Source organism: Streptomyces longwoodensis, assembly GCF_001514125.1.
GTDB lineage: Bacteria > Actinomycetota > Actinomycetes > Streptomycetales > Streptomycetaceae > Streptomyces > Streptomyces longwoodensis.
The window spans coordinates 46448-61403 of the sequence record NZ_KQ948557.1 but is presented as its reverse complement, the minus strand read 5'-3'; the positions used below and the strand labels follow the sequence as shown (position 1 = coordinate 61403).

12 protein-coding genes are annotated in these 14956 nt (G+C 74.8%); 4 read left to right on the top strand and 8 right to left on the bottom strand.

Annotated features, from left to right (window positions below; translation table 11 throughout):
• Nucleotides 1-102: 102 nt before the first annotated feature.
• The 3 genes from AQJ30_RS23410 to AQJ30_RS23400 all read left to right on the top strand — a co-directional run bounded on the left by AQJ30_RS23410 (nt 103) and on the right by AQJ30_RS23400 (nt 6042).
• On the top strand, nt 103-1083 hold the full coding sequence (locus AQJ30_RS23410) for a hypothetical protein (RefSeq protein WP_067237449.1): 981 nt from the start codon (nt 103-105) through the stop codon (nt 1081-1083).
• A gap of 148 nt (nt 1084-1231) precedes the next feature.
• Entirely contained in the window at nt 1232-3088 is a 1857-nt protein-coding gene (locus AQJ30_RS23405; protein WP_067237447.1) for an HSP90 family protein, read from the top strand.
• A 2-nt stretch (nt 3089-3090) separates the two neighbouring features.
• The gene (locus AQJ30_RS23400) at nt 3091-6042 is read left to right on the top strand and encodes a hypothetical protein (protein ID WP_067237442.1); all 2952 of its coding nucleotides are present in this window, start codon (nt 3091-3093) and stop codon (nt 6040-6042) included.
• A 38-nt stretch (nt 6043-6080) separates the two neighbouring features.
• On the opposite strand, the gene AQJ30_RS38965 is transcribed toward AQJ30_RS23400, so the two are convergent.
• The 8 genes from AQJ30_RS38965 to AQJ30_RS23360 form a co-directional block, all read right to left on the bottom strand.
• A complete protein-coding gene (locus AQJ30_RS38965) occupies nt 6081-6701 on the bottom strand; it encodes a hypothetical protein (protein WP_067237439.1) in 621 nt (206 codons plus the stop codon).
• A gap of 127 nt (nt 6702-6828) precedes the next feature.
• Nucleotides 6829-7878 (bottom strand): ScyD/ScyE family protein, encoded by a 1050-nt coding sequence (locus tag AQJ30_RS38050; protein WP_067237437.1) that lies wholly within the window; start codon nt 7876-7878, stop codon nt 6829-6831.
• A gap of 191 nt (nt 7879-8069) precedes the next feature.
• Nucleotides 8070-8999: a sigma factor-like helix-turn-helix DNA-binding protein gene (locus tag AQJ30_RS23385; protein WP_067237434.1), complete on the bottom strand. Its 930-nt coding sequence runs from the start codon at nt 8997-8999 to the stop codon at nt 8070-8072.
• 48 nt (nt 9000-9047) lie between these two features.
• Nucleotides 9048-9752: a sigma factor-like helix-turn-helix DNA-binding protein gene (locus AQJ30_RS23380; protein WP_067237432.1), complete on the bottom strand. Its 705-nt coding sequence runs from the start codon at nt 9750-9752 to the stop codon at nt 9048-9050.
• Between the two features lie 157 nt (nt 9753-9909).
• Nucleotides 9910-10380 carry a hypothetical protein gene (locus tag AQJ30_RS23375; RefSeq protein ID WP_067237429.1) on the bottom strand — a complete coding sequence of 157 codons (471 nt, stop codon included), beginning with the start codon at nt 10378-10380 and terminating at the stop codon, nt 9910-9912.
• 22 nt (nt 10381-10402) lie between these two features.
• Nucleotides 10403-11701, bottom strand: coding sequence for a cytochrome P450 (locus AQJ30_RS23370; protein ID WP_067237427.1), 1299 nt, complete (start codon nt 11699-11701; stop codon nt 10403-10405).
• Entirely contained in the window at nt 11682-12593 is a 912-nt protein-coding gene (locus tag AQJ30_RS23365; protein ID WP_067237424.1) for an aromatic prenyltransferase, read from the bottom strand. Before AQJ30_RS23365 ends, AQJ30_RS23370 begins: the two co-directional genes overlap by 20 nt.
• A 29-nt stretch (nt 12594-12622) precedes the next feature.
• Entirely contained in the window at nt 12623-13690 is a 1068-nt protein-coding gene (locus AQJ30_RS23360) for a polyprenyl synthetase family protein (protein ID WP_079084223.1), read from the bottom strand.
• Nucleotides 13691-13959: 269 nt separating this feature from the next.
• On the opposite strand from AQJ30_RS23360, the gene AQJ30_RS23355 reads away from it, so the two are divergent.
• The gene (locus AQJ30_RS23355; RefSeq protein ID WP_159052358.1) at nt 13960-14871 is read left to right on the top strand and encodes an aromatic prenyltransferase; all 912 of its coding nucleotides are present in this window, start codon (nt 13960-13962) and stop codon (nt 14869-14871) included.
• The last annotated feature ends 85 nt before the right edge of the window (nt 14872-14956 follow it).

Sequence of the window (14956 nt, the reverse complement as noted above, 5' to 3'; positions counted from 1 at the left end):
CCGGGGCCGGGTGCGGGCGGTGGAAATCCCCGTGGAGGTGGTGTCAGGGGGAGCGTTTATGCTGCCTCGCACGATCACGCGGGACCACGGGGAGGGCGCGGCATGTTCGGCAGGCTGTTCGGCGGGGGCGGTCACGGACCGGCGGCGGATCCGCACGCGCTTCCCGCTCCGCGGGGCAGGGGCGTGTACCGGCTGGAGGCGCTCGGGGACACGCGGGTGCTGGCGCTGGTGCGGGCCGCCCGGGCCGGTGACTGGGAGGCGGTGAAGGCGGCGGCGGCTCCGTTCGACCTCGGCCGTGAGCACCAGGTGCTGTCGGAGGTCTGCGACGTCGCCGGGGTGCAGGACTGGATCGGCCGGGCCGTCGAGGAGGACAAGGAACACCGGGCGCTGGCCCTGCTCGTCTCCGGTGCCCGGCACGTCGTCTGGGGGTGGGAGGCCCGCACCTCGGCGCGTGCCGTGGACGTCTCGCGTGAGCAGTGGCGCGTCTTCCACGAGCGGCTGGAGATCGCGGAGGAACACCTCCTGCAGGCCGCGGAGTTGCGCCCGGAGTGGATCTCGCCCTGGCGGCGCCTGCTGACCTCGGGGCGCGGCATGTCGCTCGGCCGGGCCGTCACCAGGACCCGGTTCGACGCCGCGCTGCGCCGCGACCCGCTCGACCCGGGGGCCCATCTGGAGTGGCTGTCGCAGCTGCAGCCGCGCTGGGGCGGACAGCCCGGCCGGGCCCTGGCGTTCGCCCGCCAGGCGTTCGACGGCGCGCCGGAGGGCCACCGGCTGGGCTGTGTGATCCCCATGGCCCACATCGAGGAGTGGGTGGAGTCCGACCGCTCGAACCACCTCGACAACGCCCAGGTCCGCCAGGAGCTCAGGCACGCCGCCGAGCGCAGCATCCTGCACCCGGCCCACGAGCGGCGCCCGGGCTGGCAGGAGGACTTCAACACCTTCGCCATGGCCCTGTCGCTCGCCGGCGAGCGGGACGTCGCCCGGCGCGTCTACCGCGAACTGGGCGGTGCCTTCACGCCGTGGCCGTGGAAGTACATGGCGCAGCCGGAGGCGGCGTACGCCCGTTTCCGGCGCCGCGTCTGATCCCGCGGCCGTGGCTGCCCGGCGCCCGGTCCCGGCGCCCGGCCCCGTCCCGGCACCTGGCTCCACCCCTTGTGTCCGTTCCCGTCCCGGCGCCCGACCGCGCCGTGTGCTTCCGCCCCTTGCCGCTCACCGCACCCCGGACTGCCCGATGACTTTGCCCGACGCCCCTTCCGGCCCGCTCGGCGCCGACCGCACCTTCCAGGTCGATCTGCGCGGCCTGGTCGACCTCCTGTCCCACCACCTGTACTCCAGCCCCCGGGTCTACCTGCGCGAACTGCTGCAGAACGCGGTGGACGCGCTGACCGCCCGCCGGCAGCTCACCCCGGCCGCGGCGGCCGCCGTACCCGCGGCTCCGGGGATCCGTCTGTACGCCGACGGCGGCGTGGTCCGCGTCGAGGACGACGGCGTCGGTCTCACGGAGGCCGACGTGCACAGCTTCCTGGCCACCATCGGCCGCAGCAGCAAGCGCGCCGACTCGATCGCCCAGCAACGGGCGGACTTCATCGGCCAGTTCGGCATCGGCCTGCTGTCCTGTTTCCTGGTCGCGGACGAGATCCACGTGCTGAGCCGCTCCGCGCGCACCCCCGACGCCCCGGTCGTGGAGTGGCGCGGCCGGGGCGACGGCAGGTACACCGTGCGCACCCTGCCCGCCTCCGCCCGCCCCCGGCCCGGCACCACCGTGACGCTGACGCCGCGCGCCGACGCCGCCGAGTGGACGCGGCCGTCCCAGGTGCACGCGCTGGCCCGGCACTTCGGGTCCTTGCTGCGCCACCCGGTGTCCTTCGACGACGGCTCCGGCGCCCCCGCGGTGCCGGTCAACCCCGAGCCCGCGCCCTGGGCACAGGCCTACCCCACGCCGGGTGCCCGCTCGCGCGCGCTGGCCGCGTACGGCGAGGAGGTGTTCGGGTTCACGCCGCTGGACACCATCGAGCTGGACCTGCCGGCCGTGGGCCTGAAGGGCATCGCGTGCGTGCTGCCCGAGACGGTCCCGGCCGGGCGCCGCCACGGCCACCGGGTGCACGTCAAGGGCATGCTGCTGTCGGAGCAGGCCGAGGAGATCCTGCCCGAGTGGGCGTTCTTCGTGCGCTGCGTCGTGGACGCCGAGGCGCTGCGCCCGACCGCCTCGCGCGAGTCCCTGTACGAGGACGACACCCTCGCCGCCGTGCGCGAGGCGCTCGCCGAGCGGCTGCGGGCGTGGATCGCCCGGGCCGCCGCCAGCGACCCCGACCTGCTGGGCCGGTTCCTGCAGGCCCACCACCTGGCGGTGAAGTCGCTCGCGGTGCACGACGACGAGATCCTGCGCATGCTGCTGCCGTGGCTGCCGTTCGAGACCACCGACGGGCACACCACCCTGGACGAGTTCGCGCGCACCCACCGCACCGTGCTCGTGACCTCCAGCGTGGAGGAGTTCCGGCAGGTCGCCGCGATCGCCTCGGCCGCCGGGCTCGGCGTCGTCAACGGCGGCTACACCTACGACCGTGACCTCGTGCACCGCCTGCCCGAGATCCGGCCCGAGGCCACCGTCGCGGACCTGGACCCCGAGACGCTCACCGCCCACCTGGACCCCGTCGACCGGGAGACGGAACTGGCCGCCGCGGCCTACCTCGCCCGGGCCCGCGACGCGCTCGCCGTGTTCGACTGCGACGTGGCGCTGCGCACCTTCCAGCCGGCCTCCGCGCCCGCCCTGCTCGTCGACAGCCGCGAGGCCCGCCACGAGCGCACCCGCTCCCAGCTGGCCCGCGAGCAGCAGGGCGGGGTGTGGGGGGACATCCTGGGCGCCCTGCGCCAGGAGGCCCCGCGCGCCCAGCTGATCCTCAACCAGCTCAACCCGCTGGTGCGCACCGCCGTCACCATCGACGAGCCCGAGCTGGCCCGCACCAGCGCCGAAGCGCTCTACGGGCAGGCCGCGATGCTGTCCCGGCGTCCGCTGCGGCCTGCCGAGTCGAGCCTGATCAACCGCTCCTTCCTCGACCTCCTCGCCCACGCCCTCCGCAAGGACAGCTGACGATGCCCACCGCACCCCAGACCACCGACGAGCTGTACCGGGCGCTGCAGGAGAACAGCCGGCGCCCCTACGGCCGCACCCGTACCGTCGCCGCCGAGGAACTCGCCGACGCCGCCGAGCAGTTCGCCGAGCCGGTCGCGCTGGTGCGCGCACTGCTGGAGCTGCAGGAGGCGTACACCTACGGCTCCGAGCCGCGCAAGTCGCCCGTGGTCTTCGCCCGGCTGCTCACCATGTTCGACGAGCAGCCCGACGTCTTCGACGAGCGGCTGCGCCACCTGCTGTTCTGGCGGTTCAAGTGGGTCGCCCACGCGCTGCGCCAGCTGCCCGAGATCCCGCTGGCCAGCCTGCGCCAGTGGTCGGCGGAGATGCGCGACCGCTACGAGAAGGCCGGCCTCGCCCTGCAGCCCTACTACGGCCAGGCCTACCAGCTGGCCGCCCACGTCGGTGAGGACACCGCCCTGGCCTACGAGCTGTGGGCGGGCCGCGCCCGCACCCGGCTCAGCGACTGCGAGGCCTGCGAGATCTGCGAGCGCGCCCGCTACCACCTGGCCGCGGGCGACGACGAGCGGGCGCTGCGCGTGTGGGAGCCCGTCCTGGCAGGCCAGGAGTCCTGCCAGGAGGAGCCGGCCCGGTCCGTGTCGTACGCGCTGCTGCCGCTGTTGCGCACCGGTGATCCCGAGCGGGCCCGGGAACTGCACCTGGCCGGCTACCGCGCCTGCCGCCGCAACCCCGCCATGGCCGGGGAGGTCGGGCGGCACCTGGAGTTCTGCGCGCTGACCGGCAACGAGGCACGCGGTCTGGAGCTGCTCGCCGAGAACCGCACCCTGTTCGACGAGGTCGACTCGCCGCTGGACCAGTACGACTTCCTCACCGGCGCGCAGGTGCTCCTCCAGCGCGTCGAGCGGCTCGGCCACGGTGAGCTGCCGGCCGCCGGGTGGGCGGGCCGCACCTGGACGGTGGCCGGCCTGCGCGCCGAGGCGGGCCGCCGCGCCGACGACCTCGCCGCCCGCTTCGACGCCCGCAACGGCACCACCGCGCATGCCGAGCGCCGCCGGGCCCGCCTGGAGCGTGCTCCGCTGCTGGACGCGCTGGAGCTGACCCTGCGCACCCGCAGCCTCGACGACGCCGCCCCCGCCGCCCCGGCCCCGGTTCCCGCCTCCCGCACGGCCGGTGCCCTGCCCGAGTCGCTGCCCGAACTCATCGCGCGGGCACGGCAGTGGGAGGAGCAGGGGCACCCGCAGGCGCGGCCGGCATGGGCGCGGCTGCGCACGCTCGTGACCGCCGGCGACTACGTCCACCCCGACGACGACGCCGTGGGCCCGCTCGTGCTGCTGCGCGCGGACCTGCTCGCCGACGAGGCGGACCAGGCCGGCCAGAAGGACGAGTTCGCCGAGGCCGCCGCCCTGCACGAGGAAGCAGCCGCCCTGTACGACGACGCCGGAGCGGCGGGGCAGGCGGCGCTCTCGCGCGCCTGCGTCCTGCTGGCCCGGGCCGAGCTCCCGGCACCGGACACGGACGGAGGCGCGGACGGGGACGGCGGGGAGGCGAAGGCCGCCGCGCTGGGCGCCGCCCACGCCGGCATCGTCCGCCTGCACGAGCAGGCGCCCGCGCTCGCCCCGTACCTGGAGGCCCGGCTGCTGCGGCTGCGCGCGACCGTGCTGGGGCTCCGGTTGCAGACGACGCGCCAGGAGGAGCACCTCGCGCCGGCCCTGGCCGAGGTGGACCTGCTGCACACGTTCGCCGTGCGCCACGACATTCCCACGCAGATCTCCGGCGCCGCACTGCTGCGCGCAGGCGCCCACGCGCTCACCGGTGACCTGCCGGGCGCCGTCAGTGAACTCGATGCGCTCCAGGAGCGGTTGCGGGCGCACGGGCCGGCCTGGCACCTGCCCCGCACGCTGGGCCTGCGGGGCCGCCTGCGGCTGGGGATGCGCGACGCGCAGGCCGCGTACGCGGACCTCACCGAGGCCCTGCGGCTGGCCGCCGACTGGCCTGCCCGCGCCGTCGACACCGGCCGTCTGCACGGCGATCTGGCCGAGGCGTGTCTGCACCTGGGCCGGCCCGAGGAGGCCCTGCGGCACCTGAGCCGTGCGGCGGAGGTGCAGCTGCGGCACGGCAGCCGCATCGAGGCGCTGTGCACCTACAGCAACGCCGCGCAGCTCAGCCTGGACCTGGGGCGCGTGGAGGACAGCATCGCCCTGCTCGACTCCCTGCTGGCCGAACCCGACCTCGCCGCCGGGGAGTTGGACGAGAGACTCGCCGCGCAGCTGCGGCTGACCCGGGCCCGCGCGCTGCACGCGGGTGAGGACCTCAAGGCGGCCACGGCGGAGTTCGTCGCCCTCGCCGCCGAGTCGGCCGGCTGGGAGGACGATCCGGGCAGCCACGCCATGATCGCCGCGGAGACGGCCGTACTGCTCGCCGAGTCGGGCGAGTTCGGCCGGGCGCGGGAGGCCGCCGGCCAGGCGCTCGCCGCGCACGCCCGGGCGCCGCGCTACGAGCAGCTCAGCAACTGCCTGCGCGAGGTGGCCCGGCTGCAGGCCAAGCAGCAGGGCGCCGACGGGCTGGGGGACGCGCTCGGCTTCCTCAGCGACGCCGGGCGGATCGCCGACGAGGCCCGCGCCGCCGGGTACGAGGCCGGCGGGCGTCCCCTGGATGTCGCGCTGGCCTACGAGCACGGCCGCGTCCACGCCTACGCGGGCACCTACGAGGAGGCGCTGGCGGCGCTGGAGAGGGGCCTGGCGCTGCTGGGCGAGGCGGGGGCCGAGGGTGAGCACGCCGGTGAGTGGGCGGAGTGCGTGCGCCTCGCGGGCGCGGTGGAGGGTATCTACCTGGAACGCCCCGCCCCCGCCCTGGCCCGCCTGGACGCGGCCGTCACCCGGCTGAGGGGCGCCGGCCACGACGAGGAGGCCGAGCCGCTGGCCGCACTGGCCGCGGAGTTGCGGGAGGAGAACTGACGCGCTGACCGTCCCGGTGCCGGGACGGGGTGTCCGGGTCAGGCGTACGGCTGCTGTTGCGGGGTGCGGGGGCGGGTGAACCACTGGATCGCCGGGCGCTGGGTGAGCAGGACGACGACGGTGACGGCGGCGCCCAGCGGGACGATGCCGAGGAACGTGCCGTTCGCCAGGGAGCCCAGGCCCATGAGGATCTGCAGGGCGGCCACCGCGATCGACGCCACCCGCACGCCGTTGCCCGCCTTGGGGTAGGCGAAGGCCAGGGCGCACAGGACGAACGCCAGCAGGTAGCCGCTGAGCAGGCGCCCGGACGCGTAGGCGCCGGACGTGGCGGAGACCACGACGGTGAGCAGCAGGCCCAGGCCCGCCACGGAGAAGTTCACCGACTGCGCGGCCCGCACGCCGGCGGGCATGGTCAGCGGGAAGGGCGCGGTGAAGGGGTACGGGTGGGGGGCGCCCGCCGGTCCCGGTCCGTAGGGGCCCGGGGCGCCGTGGGGGCCGGGAGCGGCGGCGTACGGGCCCGGGGCGCCGTAAGGCGTGGGGGCGCCGTAAGGCGTGGGGGCGCCGTAGGGGGCGGGGGCGCCGTAGGGGCCGGCGGGGGTGTGCGGGGGCGGTCCGTGCGGGTCCTGGGGGACGGGCTCTGACGGGTGGGCGTTCGGCATGCACCGCACTGTAGTGGTGGGGCAAGTGGGCTGGTCACCGCGGGGGTTGCGGTGCGGGGACGGCCCCGCCGGGGTGGGGTGGCCGGCGGGGCCGTCGGGTGGGGTGTGCTCGCGTGGGGCGGGTGGATCAGTAGGTCAGGCGCAGCAGTTCGCCGCTGGTGCCGCGGGCGTTGTTGACGATGAAGATCTGGCCCTCGCGGTCGACGTCCAGGCCGGTGCCCATGATCAGCCGGTCACCGGTCGGGATCTCGGTGACCTCCTTGGTGGTGGTGTTGATGCGCAGCACCTTGCTCGGCTGGGGCGGGTCCTCGAGGTAGCCGGGCGTGTAGGTCAGCGCGATCAGGTCGCCGTTGGGGGCGGCGGCCAGGTCCACGACGTTGGTCAGGCCCGACAGCCACTCCTCGGGGCCGTTGGGGCCGGCCTTGTAGATGCGGGACTGGCCCGCGTAGACACCGAGGCCGGAGACGTAGGTGGTGCCGTCGGCGGTGCGGGCGATGCCGGTGGGCACGCCGTCGCGGTCGTTCTCGATGGTGGGCAGCACGAACTGGGTGGTCGTGGTGCCGCCCGCGGTGCGCAGCACGGTGTTGGCGCCCGCGTCGGTGACCAGGTAACCGCCGCCGGTGCGCAGGACCTTCCACGGGTTGGAGTAGGGCTGGCGGCCGTCGGGGTTCAGCCGCGTCTCGTGGTCGACGTAGTCGGCGACGACGGAACCGTCGCGGGTGCGCGAGAGCGTGCCCAGGGTGGCGGCGTCCGGGCCGAGCGCGGCACGGCCGTTGCTGTCGAAGCCGCCCATGCTCAGCACGAGGTAACCGCCGTAGGGGTCGGGCAGCACACTGGCCGGGCCGACCGCCTGGACCGCGGCGCCGGGCGCCACGCCCGGGCCGAGGGAGGGCAGGCCGGTGACGACGCGGCCCTGCCACGGGCCCTTGATCTTGTAGACGGCGCCGGTCTTGCCCAGGCACACCTGGCCGACGGGGCAGCCCGGCAGGCCCTCGCCCGACTCGGCCACCAGCAGGGTGCCGTCCGCGAGGGCGGTGACGTCGCGGGGGTTCTTCAGGCCCGTGGCGACGACCTTGACCGTGGTGTCGGATATGCCGTCGGTGCCGGCCGGCGCGGCGCCGGCGAGCCCGGCGGTGGCCAGGGGCAGCGCGACGGCGCACGCCGATACCGCGAGCATGCGTCGGGTAAGGCTTCTGCGGGAATTCTGCATTCCTTCAGCGCTCCTTTTTATTTGCGGGCGTAAGGGCCCGCAATTTCTAGAACGTGGATGGCGAAACGCGGTGTCAGATTAGGGGAACGGGGTGCGTGCGGGCGGGCCGCTCGAGTTGCTTTGCCGTGCTTCTCCAGCGGATCTGCAGGGCCTTTTTTTCAGGTCATGGCCCGGCGGGTGCGGCCCGCTTCGCGGTTGAGGGCCCAGGCGTCCGCGACCGGCCCCAGGTGGGCGAGTTTGTCGGGGTTGGTCACCGAGTGGATCGTGTGGATGCGGCCGTCGCGCACGTCCAGCGTCCAGGTCGCCAGGACCTTGTCGTCCCGGTCGCGCAGGAGCGCGCCGGGGCGGCTGTTGACGGTGCGGGCCTCCACCGTGACGTCGATGCGGGTGAGCAGGGTGACCAGGGAGGCCAGCAGGCGGGCCACGCGGTCGTCCCCGGTGACGGTGCGGGCCAGTTGGGGGGCCTTGCCGCCGCCGTCGCCGACGAGCTGGGCGTCGGCGGCGAGCAGTTCGCGCAGGGCGTCGGCGTCGCCGTCCCTCAGGGCGTCGAAGAAGCGGGCCGCGAGCGCCGCGCACTGGGCGCGGTCGGCCTGCGGGCGGGTGCGGGCCGCGGCGGTGCGCCGGCGTGCCTGTGCGGCGAGGTCGCGGCAGTCCGCCTCCGGGCGGCCCACCGCGGCGGCGATCTGCGCGTAGTCGAAGGCGAACACCTCGTCCAGGACGAACACCGCGCGCTGCAGGGGGTCCAGGACTTCCAGCTCCAGCAGGACGGCGGTGGGCAGCGAGCCGGCCGGGTACGTGGCGGGGGCCGGGGTGCCGTGGGCGTCGGTGAGCAGGGGCTCGGGCAGCCAGGTGCCGGTGTAGGCGGCGCGGCGGGCGCGGGCCGCGCGCAGCAGGTCCATGGCCGTCCTGGTGAGGTGGGCGGTCAGGTGGGCCCGGGCGTCCGGCGGGGCGGCGGGGAGGCTCTGCCAGTGCCGGCCGGTGGTGCGCACGGCGTCCTCGGCCTCGCCGACGCTGCCCAGGAGGTGGTAGGCGATCGCGAACAGCAGGGGCCGCAGGTGGTCGAACTCCTGTGTCCGGGTCCGGGTCATGGGGGGACGGCTCCTTGTCTGCGGTCCTGGGCGGTTGCGTGCGGGCGGTCAGGTCTGGGCGGGGGTGTCGGTGCTCAGGTGGGGGCCGGTCGCCCAGTGGATGGTCTGGATGCGCCCGTCGCGGACGTCGAAGGCGAGGGTGCTCAGGACGGTGCCGTGGCGGTCGCGGAAGACCGCGCCGGGGTGGCCGCCGACCTGCTGGGGGGCGAGGGTGACGCCGACGTGGTCCAGCGCGGGGACGATGGCGGCGAAGACCCGGGCGATGTGGTCGGCGCCGATGATGCGCCGCGGCCAGGACGGGACCGTCGTGCCGTCGGCCGTCCGGGCGGCGGTGGCGGCCGTGCGGTGGCAGGCGGCTTCCGGGCAGCCCACGATGGCCGCCGTCTGGGCGGGGGTGCAGTGCAGGACCTCCCGCAGGATGAACACCGCCCGTTCCGTGGGCCCGAGTTGCTGCAGCAGCGCGAGCGCCGCCGCGCCGGCGTGGGGCACCTCGCCCTCCCGCCGCGGTGGGAGCTGCGCGGTGCGGGCGGCCCGTTCCTGGCGGGCGTGGGCGCGGCGCAGGGCGTCCAGGCAGATGTCGGTGAGCGCGGTGGTCAGGAACGCCCGCCCGGAGACGGGCTGTTCGGGGCTGGCCTCGTAGTGCAGCCACGCCTGGTGCACCGCGGCCTCGGCCTGGCGGGCGCTGCTGAGCATGCGGTGGGCGATCGACAGCAGCAGGGGGCGCGCCTTCTCGAACTCCTCGATCCGGCTCATCCGGGCCCCTCCTTGTGTCCGGGCGGGCGTCAGGCCGTCGGCGGCGCCGGGCGGTCTCCCGGGCCGGTACGGGGTGTGGGGGGCTGGGGGTGTGCCGGATGCCGTCCCGCCCGCCGGAGGGGGGGAACGGCGGGCGGGGGTGACTCGCAGCCCCACTTTAGGGTCGGGAGACAGTCAAGTCCCGCTCGCTCGAGCGGAGTTCGAGTGGCGCTGACGCGGAGGGCGAGCCTGCGCACCCGGCACCGGGAACCGGGACGCGGAGGCGGCCGGCCGGCTGCCGCGGCCGGCGGGCGGGCGAGGGTGCGGGGCCCGGCGGGGCGGGCGCCACGAGCGGGGCGGGGGGCGCCGTGGCCGGGGCGGGCTCCGCGTTCGGGGCGGGCCGGTGGGGGGCGTGGGCGGCGTAGACGGCCAGGAACGCGGCCAGGGCGTGGGGGGCGTCGCCGGTGGGGGTGAGGGCGGTGAGCGGGACGGGGTGGCCGTAGCCGGCCTGCAGGACGCTGTGGGCGCGCAGGGCGGCGGCCGCCAGGCCGTCGTGGGGCGGACGGCCGGGGCCGGTTAGGGCGCGGGCCTCGGTGAGGGCGCGGGTGGTGAGGTCGGCGGTGTGGGCGGGGGTCGGCGCTTTCGTCATGAGCGCGCTCCAGGCGGGTGGGTCATCTCGGCTGGGGGATCATGAGCAGGCGGTGCGGGTGCAGGGTGGTGTGGGCGGCCGCGCGAGGGCGGGTGCCGGGCTGGAGGGTCAGGCGCCATTCCTGGGCCAGCGCGGCGAGCAGGACGTGCAGTTCCTGCCAGGCGAACGTCTCCCCCACGCAGCCGCGGGATCCGGTGCCGAAGGGGAGGTAGGTGGCGTCCTGGGGGCGGGGGCGGGTGGTGAGCCAGCGGTCGGGGTCGAAGCGGTGCGGGTCGCGGTAGTGGGCGGGGTGGCGGTGCAGGAGGTAGGAGCTGAAGACGACGTCGGTGCCGGCGGGCAGGGTGTGCTCGCCGAGGGTGACGTGGGTGAGGGTGCGGCGGCTGGTGATCCACACGGGCGGGTGCAGCCGCAGGACCTCCATCAGGAAGCGCAGGGTGTAGCCGGGCGGGCCGTGGCCGTGGCCGGGGCGGGCCGCGGTGTCGGTGTCGGTGTCGGCGGGCTGGGCCAGGTCCTTGAGGACCTTCTCCTCGGCCAGGGGGTGGCGGGCGAGGGTGTACAGGGCCCAGGACATCACCGAGGCGGTGGTGACGGTGGCCGCGGTGAGCATCATGACGGCCTCGTCGCAGACCTGTTCGCCGCTCAGGGCGCCGCCGGCGGCGGGTCCGGTGTCGGCGAGCAGCGCGGCGAGGTAGTGCGTCGTGGGGTGGGGTGAGTTCAGCCGGTCGGTGACGCAACGGGCCAGCGGGGTGCGGAAGTCGGTGAAGGCCTGCCGCAGGCGGGCCGCGGGCCGGCGGGCGCGGGCGGCCCTGCCGTACAGCGGCTTGGTGATCATTTCCCAGGACAGGGCGGCGAGGCGGTCGGTGAGCTGGTCGGACGTCGCGCCGGTGGTGGGGCCCAGGAGGGCGGTGAGGGCGATGCGGCCGGCCGCCCGGCACATGGCGGCCTGGATGTCGACCGGCTGCCCGGGCCGCCAGGAGGCCGCGGTGGCGCGGGCGACGTCCGCCATGAGCGGGGTGTGGGCGGTGACCGCGGTGGTGCGCAGGTGGGGGTGGGCCAGGCGCCGGTAGTGGCGGTGGCGGGCGTCGTCGGGGGCGAGGAGTCCGCTCTTGCTGAGGATCCTGGCCTTCTGCAGCAGTTCGCTCTTGCCGTAGTGCCGGGCGTCGGTGACCAGGATGCGGCGCACCAGCGCCGGGTCGGTGACGAAGCGGGCGCTGGTGCCGTCCACGGTCACGGTGCGGATCGGGTGGCCGCCCAGGAGGCGCTCCATCCGGCTGAAGCGCAGGTCCTGGGGGCGGTCGGCGTCACGCGGCGTCGGCGGCATGGTCGATCGACGGCATCAGGTCCAGCCGGCTGCGCGGCTGGAACCGGTAGTACGACTGGAGCTTGTAGTACTCCTCGCCGGAGGCGGTCATGGCGGCGTAGACCATCTTGGGGTCGTCGCGGCCGTAGGGGACGGTGCGCAGGAAGTGTTCGATCTTCGTGCCGAGCCGGGCGGGCAGGGCCAGCGGGTCGTGGGTCTTGATGGAGAAGGCGATGCGCTGGATGGCCGGGTCGTGCCAGCTCAGGGTGGTGTAGAGGCCGAAGGACTTCTCGCAGAAGCGCAGCATCTGCTCGCTGGGGTCGGGCATGCCGGTGGCGCGGTGCATGGCCAGGACCTCGGCGGGGCTGCGCAGGTGGTCGGGGAAGCCGGTGAAGTACAGGTTGACGGTGTGGTTGCGGTAGTCGACGGCGACGATGTCGACCTTGTCGGCCAGGCCGCGGTCGGCGAAGAAGGCGAAGTTGTGTGCCAGGGCGGGCGGCATGGAGGGCAGGTCGCGCAGGGTGGCGAGGTTCTGGCCGGTGCCGCCGGGGAAGTACGTCCAGACCTTGCGGAAGCCTCCGACGACGCCGAAGTCGATGCCGTAGCTGTCGACGGGGCAGTGCCGGCTGATGTCGTGCAGGAGGTTCTCGGCGGGGTGGCCCGAGGGGGTGATCAGGCCGTGGGTGCGGGCGCGGTCGTAGGGGTCGATGTGGTGCGGGATGGTGAAGCGGCAGTCGAACTCGCCTTCGTGGCGGGCGTTGGTCGCCACGCGGAAGGCGATGATGGCCTGGTCCAGGACGTCCTCGAAGGCGGTGAGGACGGGCTGGACCTGCTCGGGCGAGCTGGTGACGTCGATGAGTGCCGCCGCTCGGTCGATCCCGGCGATCAGGTCCTGGTGTGTGGTGGCCGGCATGGCTGCTTCCCCTGTCGGACGGGCGCGGGTCACTTGTCGCGGTAGGCCACGCGCAGGGCCATGTCGGTCAGCTGGGCGCGCCACTGCGGCTCCAGGGGCGCGTCGGCGAGGGCGGCGCAGCCCTGGTCGACGAGGTGGGCGATGTGCTGTTCGACGTCGGCGGGGACGCCGGTGTCCAGCAGGCGGGCGCGGATCTCGTCGGGGGTGTGGCCGGGTTCGGTGATCAGGTCGTGGATGCGGCTGTCGCGCTGCATCGCCCAGCCCAGCAGCAGGGTCATCTTGTGCTGGGAGAAGTCCAGGCCTGCGGTCTTGCCGGTCCGGGCGGCGTCGCCGAAGGCGTCCAGGAGGTCGTCGCGCAGCTGGAAGGCCTCGCCGACCGCTTCGCCGTAGTGGGCCAGGGCGCCGGCGAGGTCGGTGCGGCCGGCCGCGCTCGCGCCCAGGACCAGGGGACGGTGGATGGTGTAGCGGCCGGACTTGATCAGGGCGATGAGGCGGGAGAGGTCGGGGTCGACGCTGAACTCGGCGGCCGCGGCGACGTCCATGTACTGGCCGATCATCACTTCCGAGCGCAGCCGGTGCCATTCGGCGAAGGCGCCGCGGGGAGCGCCTGCCATCAGTTCGTCGGAGTAGACCAGCGCGAGGTCGCCGACCAGGAGGGCGACGCCCTCGCCGAAGCGGCGGGACTCGCCCTGCCAGCCGCGGGTGCGGTGCAGCGTGGTGTGCAGGACGTGCACGGCGGGCTTGCCGCGCCGGGTGCGCGAGTCGTCCAGGACGTCGTCGTGGACCAGGGCGGAGATGTGCAGCAGTTCCAGTGCCGCGGCCGCGTCGACGATGCCGGGCTCGGCGGGGTCGCCGCCGGCGGCGAGGTAGCCGGTCAGGCAGAACGCCGGGCGCAGCAGCTTGCCGCCGGCGGCGGCGAGGTCGGCGAGTGCGTCGATGGCGACGACGGCGTGTTCGTGGACCTCGGCGTAGTGGGCGCGTTCGGCCGCGAGGAAGGAGGTCAGCCGGTGCTGGACGCGCTGGAGCAGGTCCTCGACGGTGCGCCGCGCGGAGGTGGCCTGGTCGGTGGCGGCCCGGCGGGTCACTGCAGTGGTCACGACACATCTCCTTGGACGGGGCTCGGGCGCTGGGGCGGAAGCGCTCAAGGGCTGGCTGCGTCAGCGTGCGCGGTGCGAATGCAGCGCAGGTGGAGTGCGGTTGGAGTACCGGCCGAGCCGGGCGCCCGGGGCGGTGCGGGGTGGTGGTGGGTGAAGTGCGGCATGGGCGGCGGGAGTTGGCTCCAGCGTGCGCCAAGTGGTCGCCAAGCGGGGTGCGCGAGGCTGGTGGGCGCATGCCGCACGGACAGGCTGAATTCTTGGAGGAGCTCATGGCAGGACCCGCTGGATTGGACGAGGTGTACGCGGCGGTCGAGCAGACGTCCCGGCTGCTGGACGTGCCGTGTTCGCCCGACCGGTTCGAGCCGGTGTGGAAGGCGTTCGGGGACCAGCTGCCCGACTCCCACCTCGTGTTCAGCATGGCGGCCGGCGAAGCCCACCGCGGGGAGCTCGACTTCGACTTCTCGCTGCGCCCCGAGGGCGCCGACCCCTACACCACGGCGCTGGAGCACGGTTTCATCGAGCCCACCGACCACCCCGTCGGCTCGGTGCTGGCGGAGGTGGGCAAGCGTTTCGCGATAGCCAGTTACGGGGTGGAGTACGGCGTCGTCGGCGGGTTCAAGAAGTCGTACGCGTTCTTCCCGCTGGACGACTTCCCGCCGCTGGCGCAGTTCGCCGAGGTCCCGTCGGTGCCGCCGTGCCTGGCCGGGCACGTGGAGACGCTGACCCGGCTGGGGTTTGACGACAAGGTGTCCGCGATCGGCGTCAACTACCGCAAGAACACGCTGAACGTGTACCTGGCCGCGTCCGCCGTGGACACCGGGGACAAGCTCGCGCTGCTGCGCGCGTTCGGGTACCCGGAGCCGGACGCGCGGGTGCGGCAGTTCATCGAGCGGTCGTTCTCCCTGTACCCGACCTTCAACTGGGACTCCTCGGCGGCGGAGCGGATCTGCTTCTCCGTCAAGACCCAGCAGCCGGGTGAGCTTCCCGCCCCGCACGACGAGCCGACCGAGGCGTTCGCGCGGCAGGTCCCCCACGTGTACGAGGGGGGACGGGAGTTCGTCTCCGCCGTCGCGCTGGCCCCCTCGGGCGCGTCGTACTACAAGCTCGCCGCCTACTACCAGAAGGCGCGCGGGGCCTCGAACGCCGCGTTCGCGGCCAAGCGCGAGGACGCGGCCGCCTGACGGCCGGCCGGGGCGTCCGTGCGGCGCCCGGTGGAACGACAGCAGTGGTGCCGAGCCCGCATCAAGTTCGGGTCGAGTCCGGTGC

Coding starts and splice junctions, on each gene's coding strand:
- AQJ30_RS23370 (WP_067237427.1), bottom strand. CDS start 11,701: ATGCCGCCGACGCCGCGTGACGCCGACCGCCCCCAGGACCTGCGCTTC.
- AQJ30_RS23365 (WP_067237424.1), bottom strand. CDS start 12,593: ATGCCGGCCACCACACACCAGGACCTGATCGCCGGGATCGACCGAGCG.
- AQJ30_RS23410 (WP_067237449.1), top strand. CDS start 103: ATGTTCGGCAGGCTGTTCGGCGGGGGCGGTCACGGACCGGCGGCGGAT.
- AQJ30_RS23375 (WP_067237429.1), bottom strand. CDS start 10,380: ATGACGAAAGCGCCGACCCCCGCCCACACCGCCGACCTCACCACCCGC.
- AQJ30_RS23355 (WP_159052358.1), top strand. CDS start 13,960: ATGGCAGGACCCGCTGGATTGGACGAGGTGTACGCGGCGGTCGAGCAG.
- AQJ30_RS38050 (WP_067237437.1), bottom strand. CDS start 7,878: ATGCTCGCGGTATCGGCGTGCGCCGTCGCGCTGCCCCTGGCCACCGCC.
- AQJ30_RS23400 (WP_067237442.1), top strand. CDS start 3,091: ATGCCCACCGCACCCCAGACCACCGACGAGCTGTACCGGGCGCTGCAG.
- AQJ30_RS23380 (WP_067237432.1), bottom strand. CDS start 9,752: ATGAGCCGGATCGAGGAGTTCGAGAAGGCGCGCCCCCTGCTGCTGTCG.
- AQJ30_RS23405 (WP_067237447.1), top strand. CDS start 1,232: ATGACTTTGCCCGACGCCCCTTCCGGCCCGCTCGGCGCCGACCGCACC.
- AQJ30_RS38965 (WP_067237439.1), bottom strand. CDS start 6,701: ATGCCGAACGCCCACCCGTCAGAGCCCGTCCCCCAGGACCCGCACGGA.
- AQJ30_RS23385 (WP_067237434.1), bottom strand. CDS start 8,999: ATGACCCGGACCCGGACACAGGAGTTCGACCACCTGCGGCCCCTGCTG.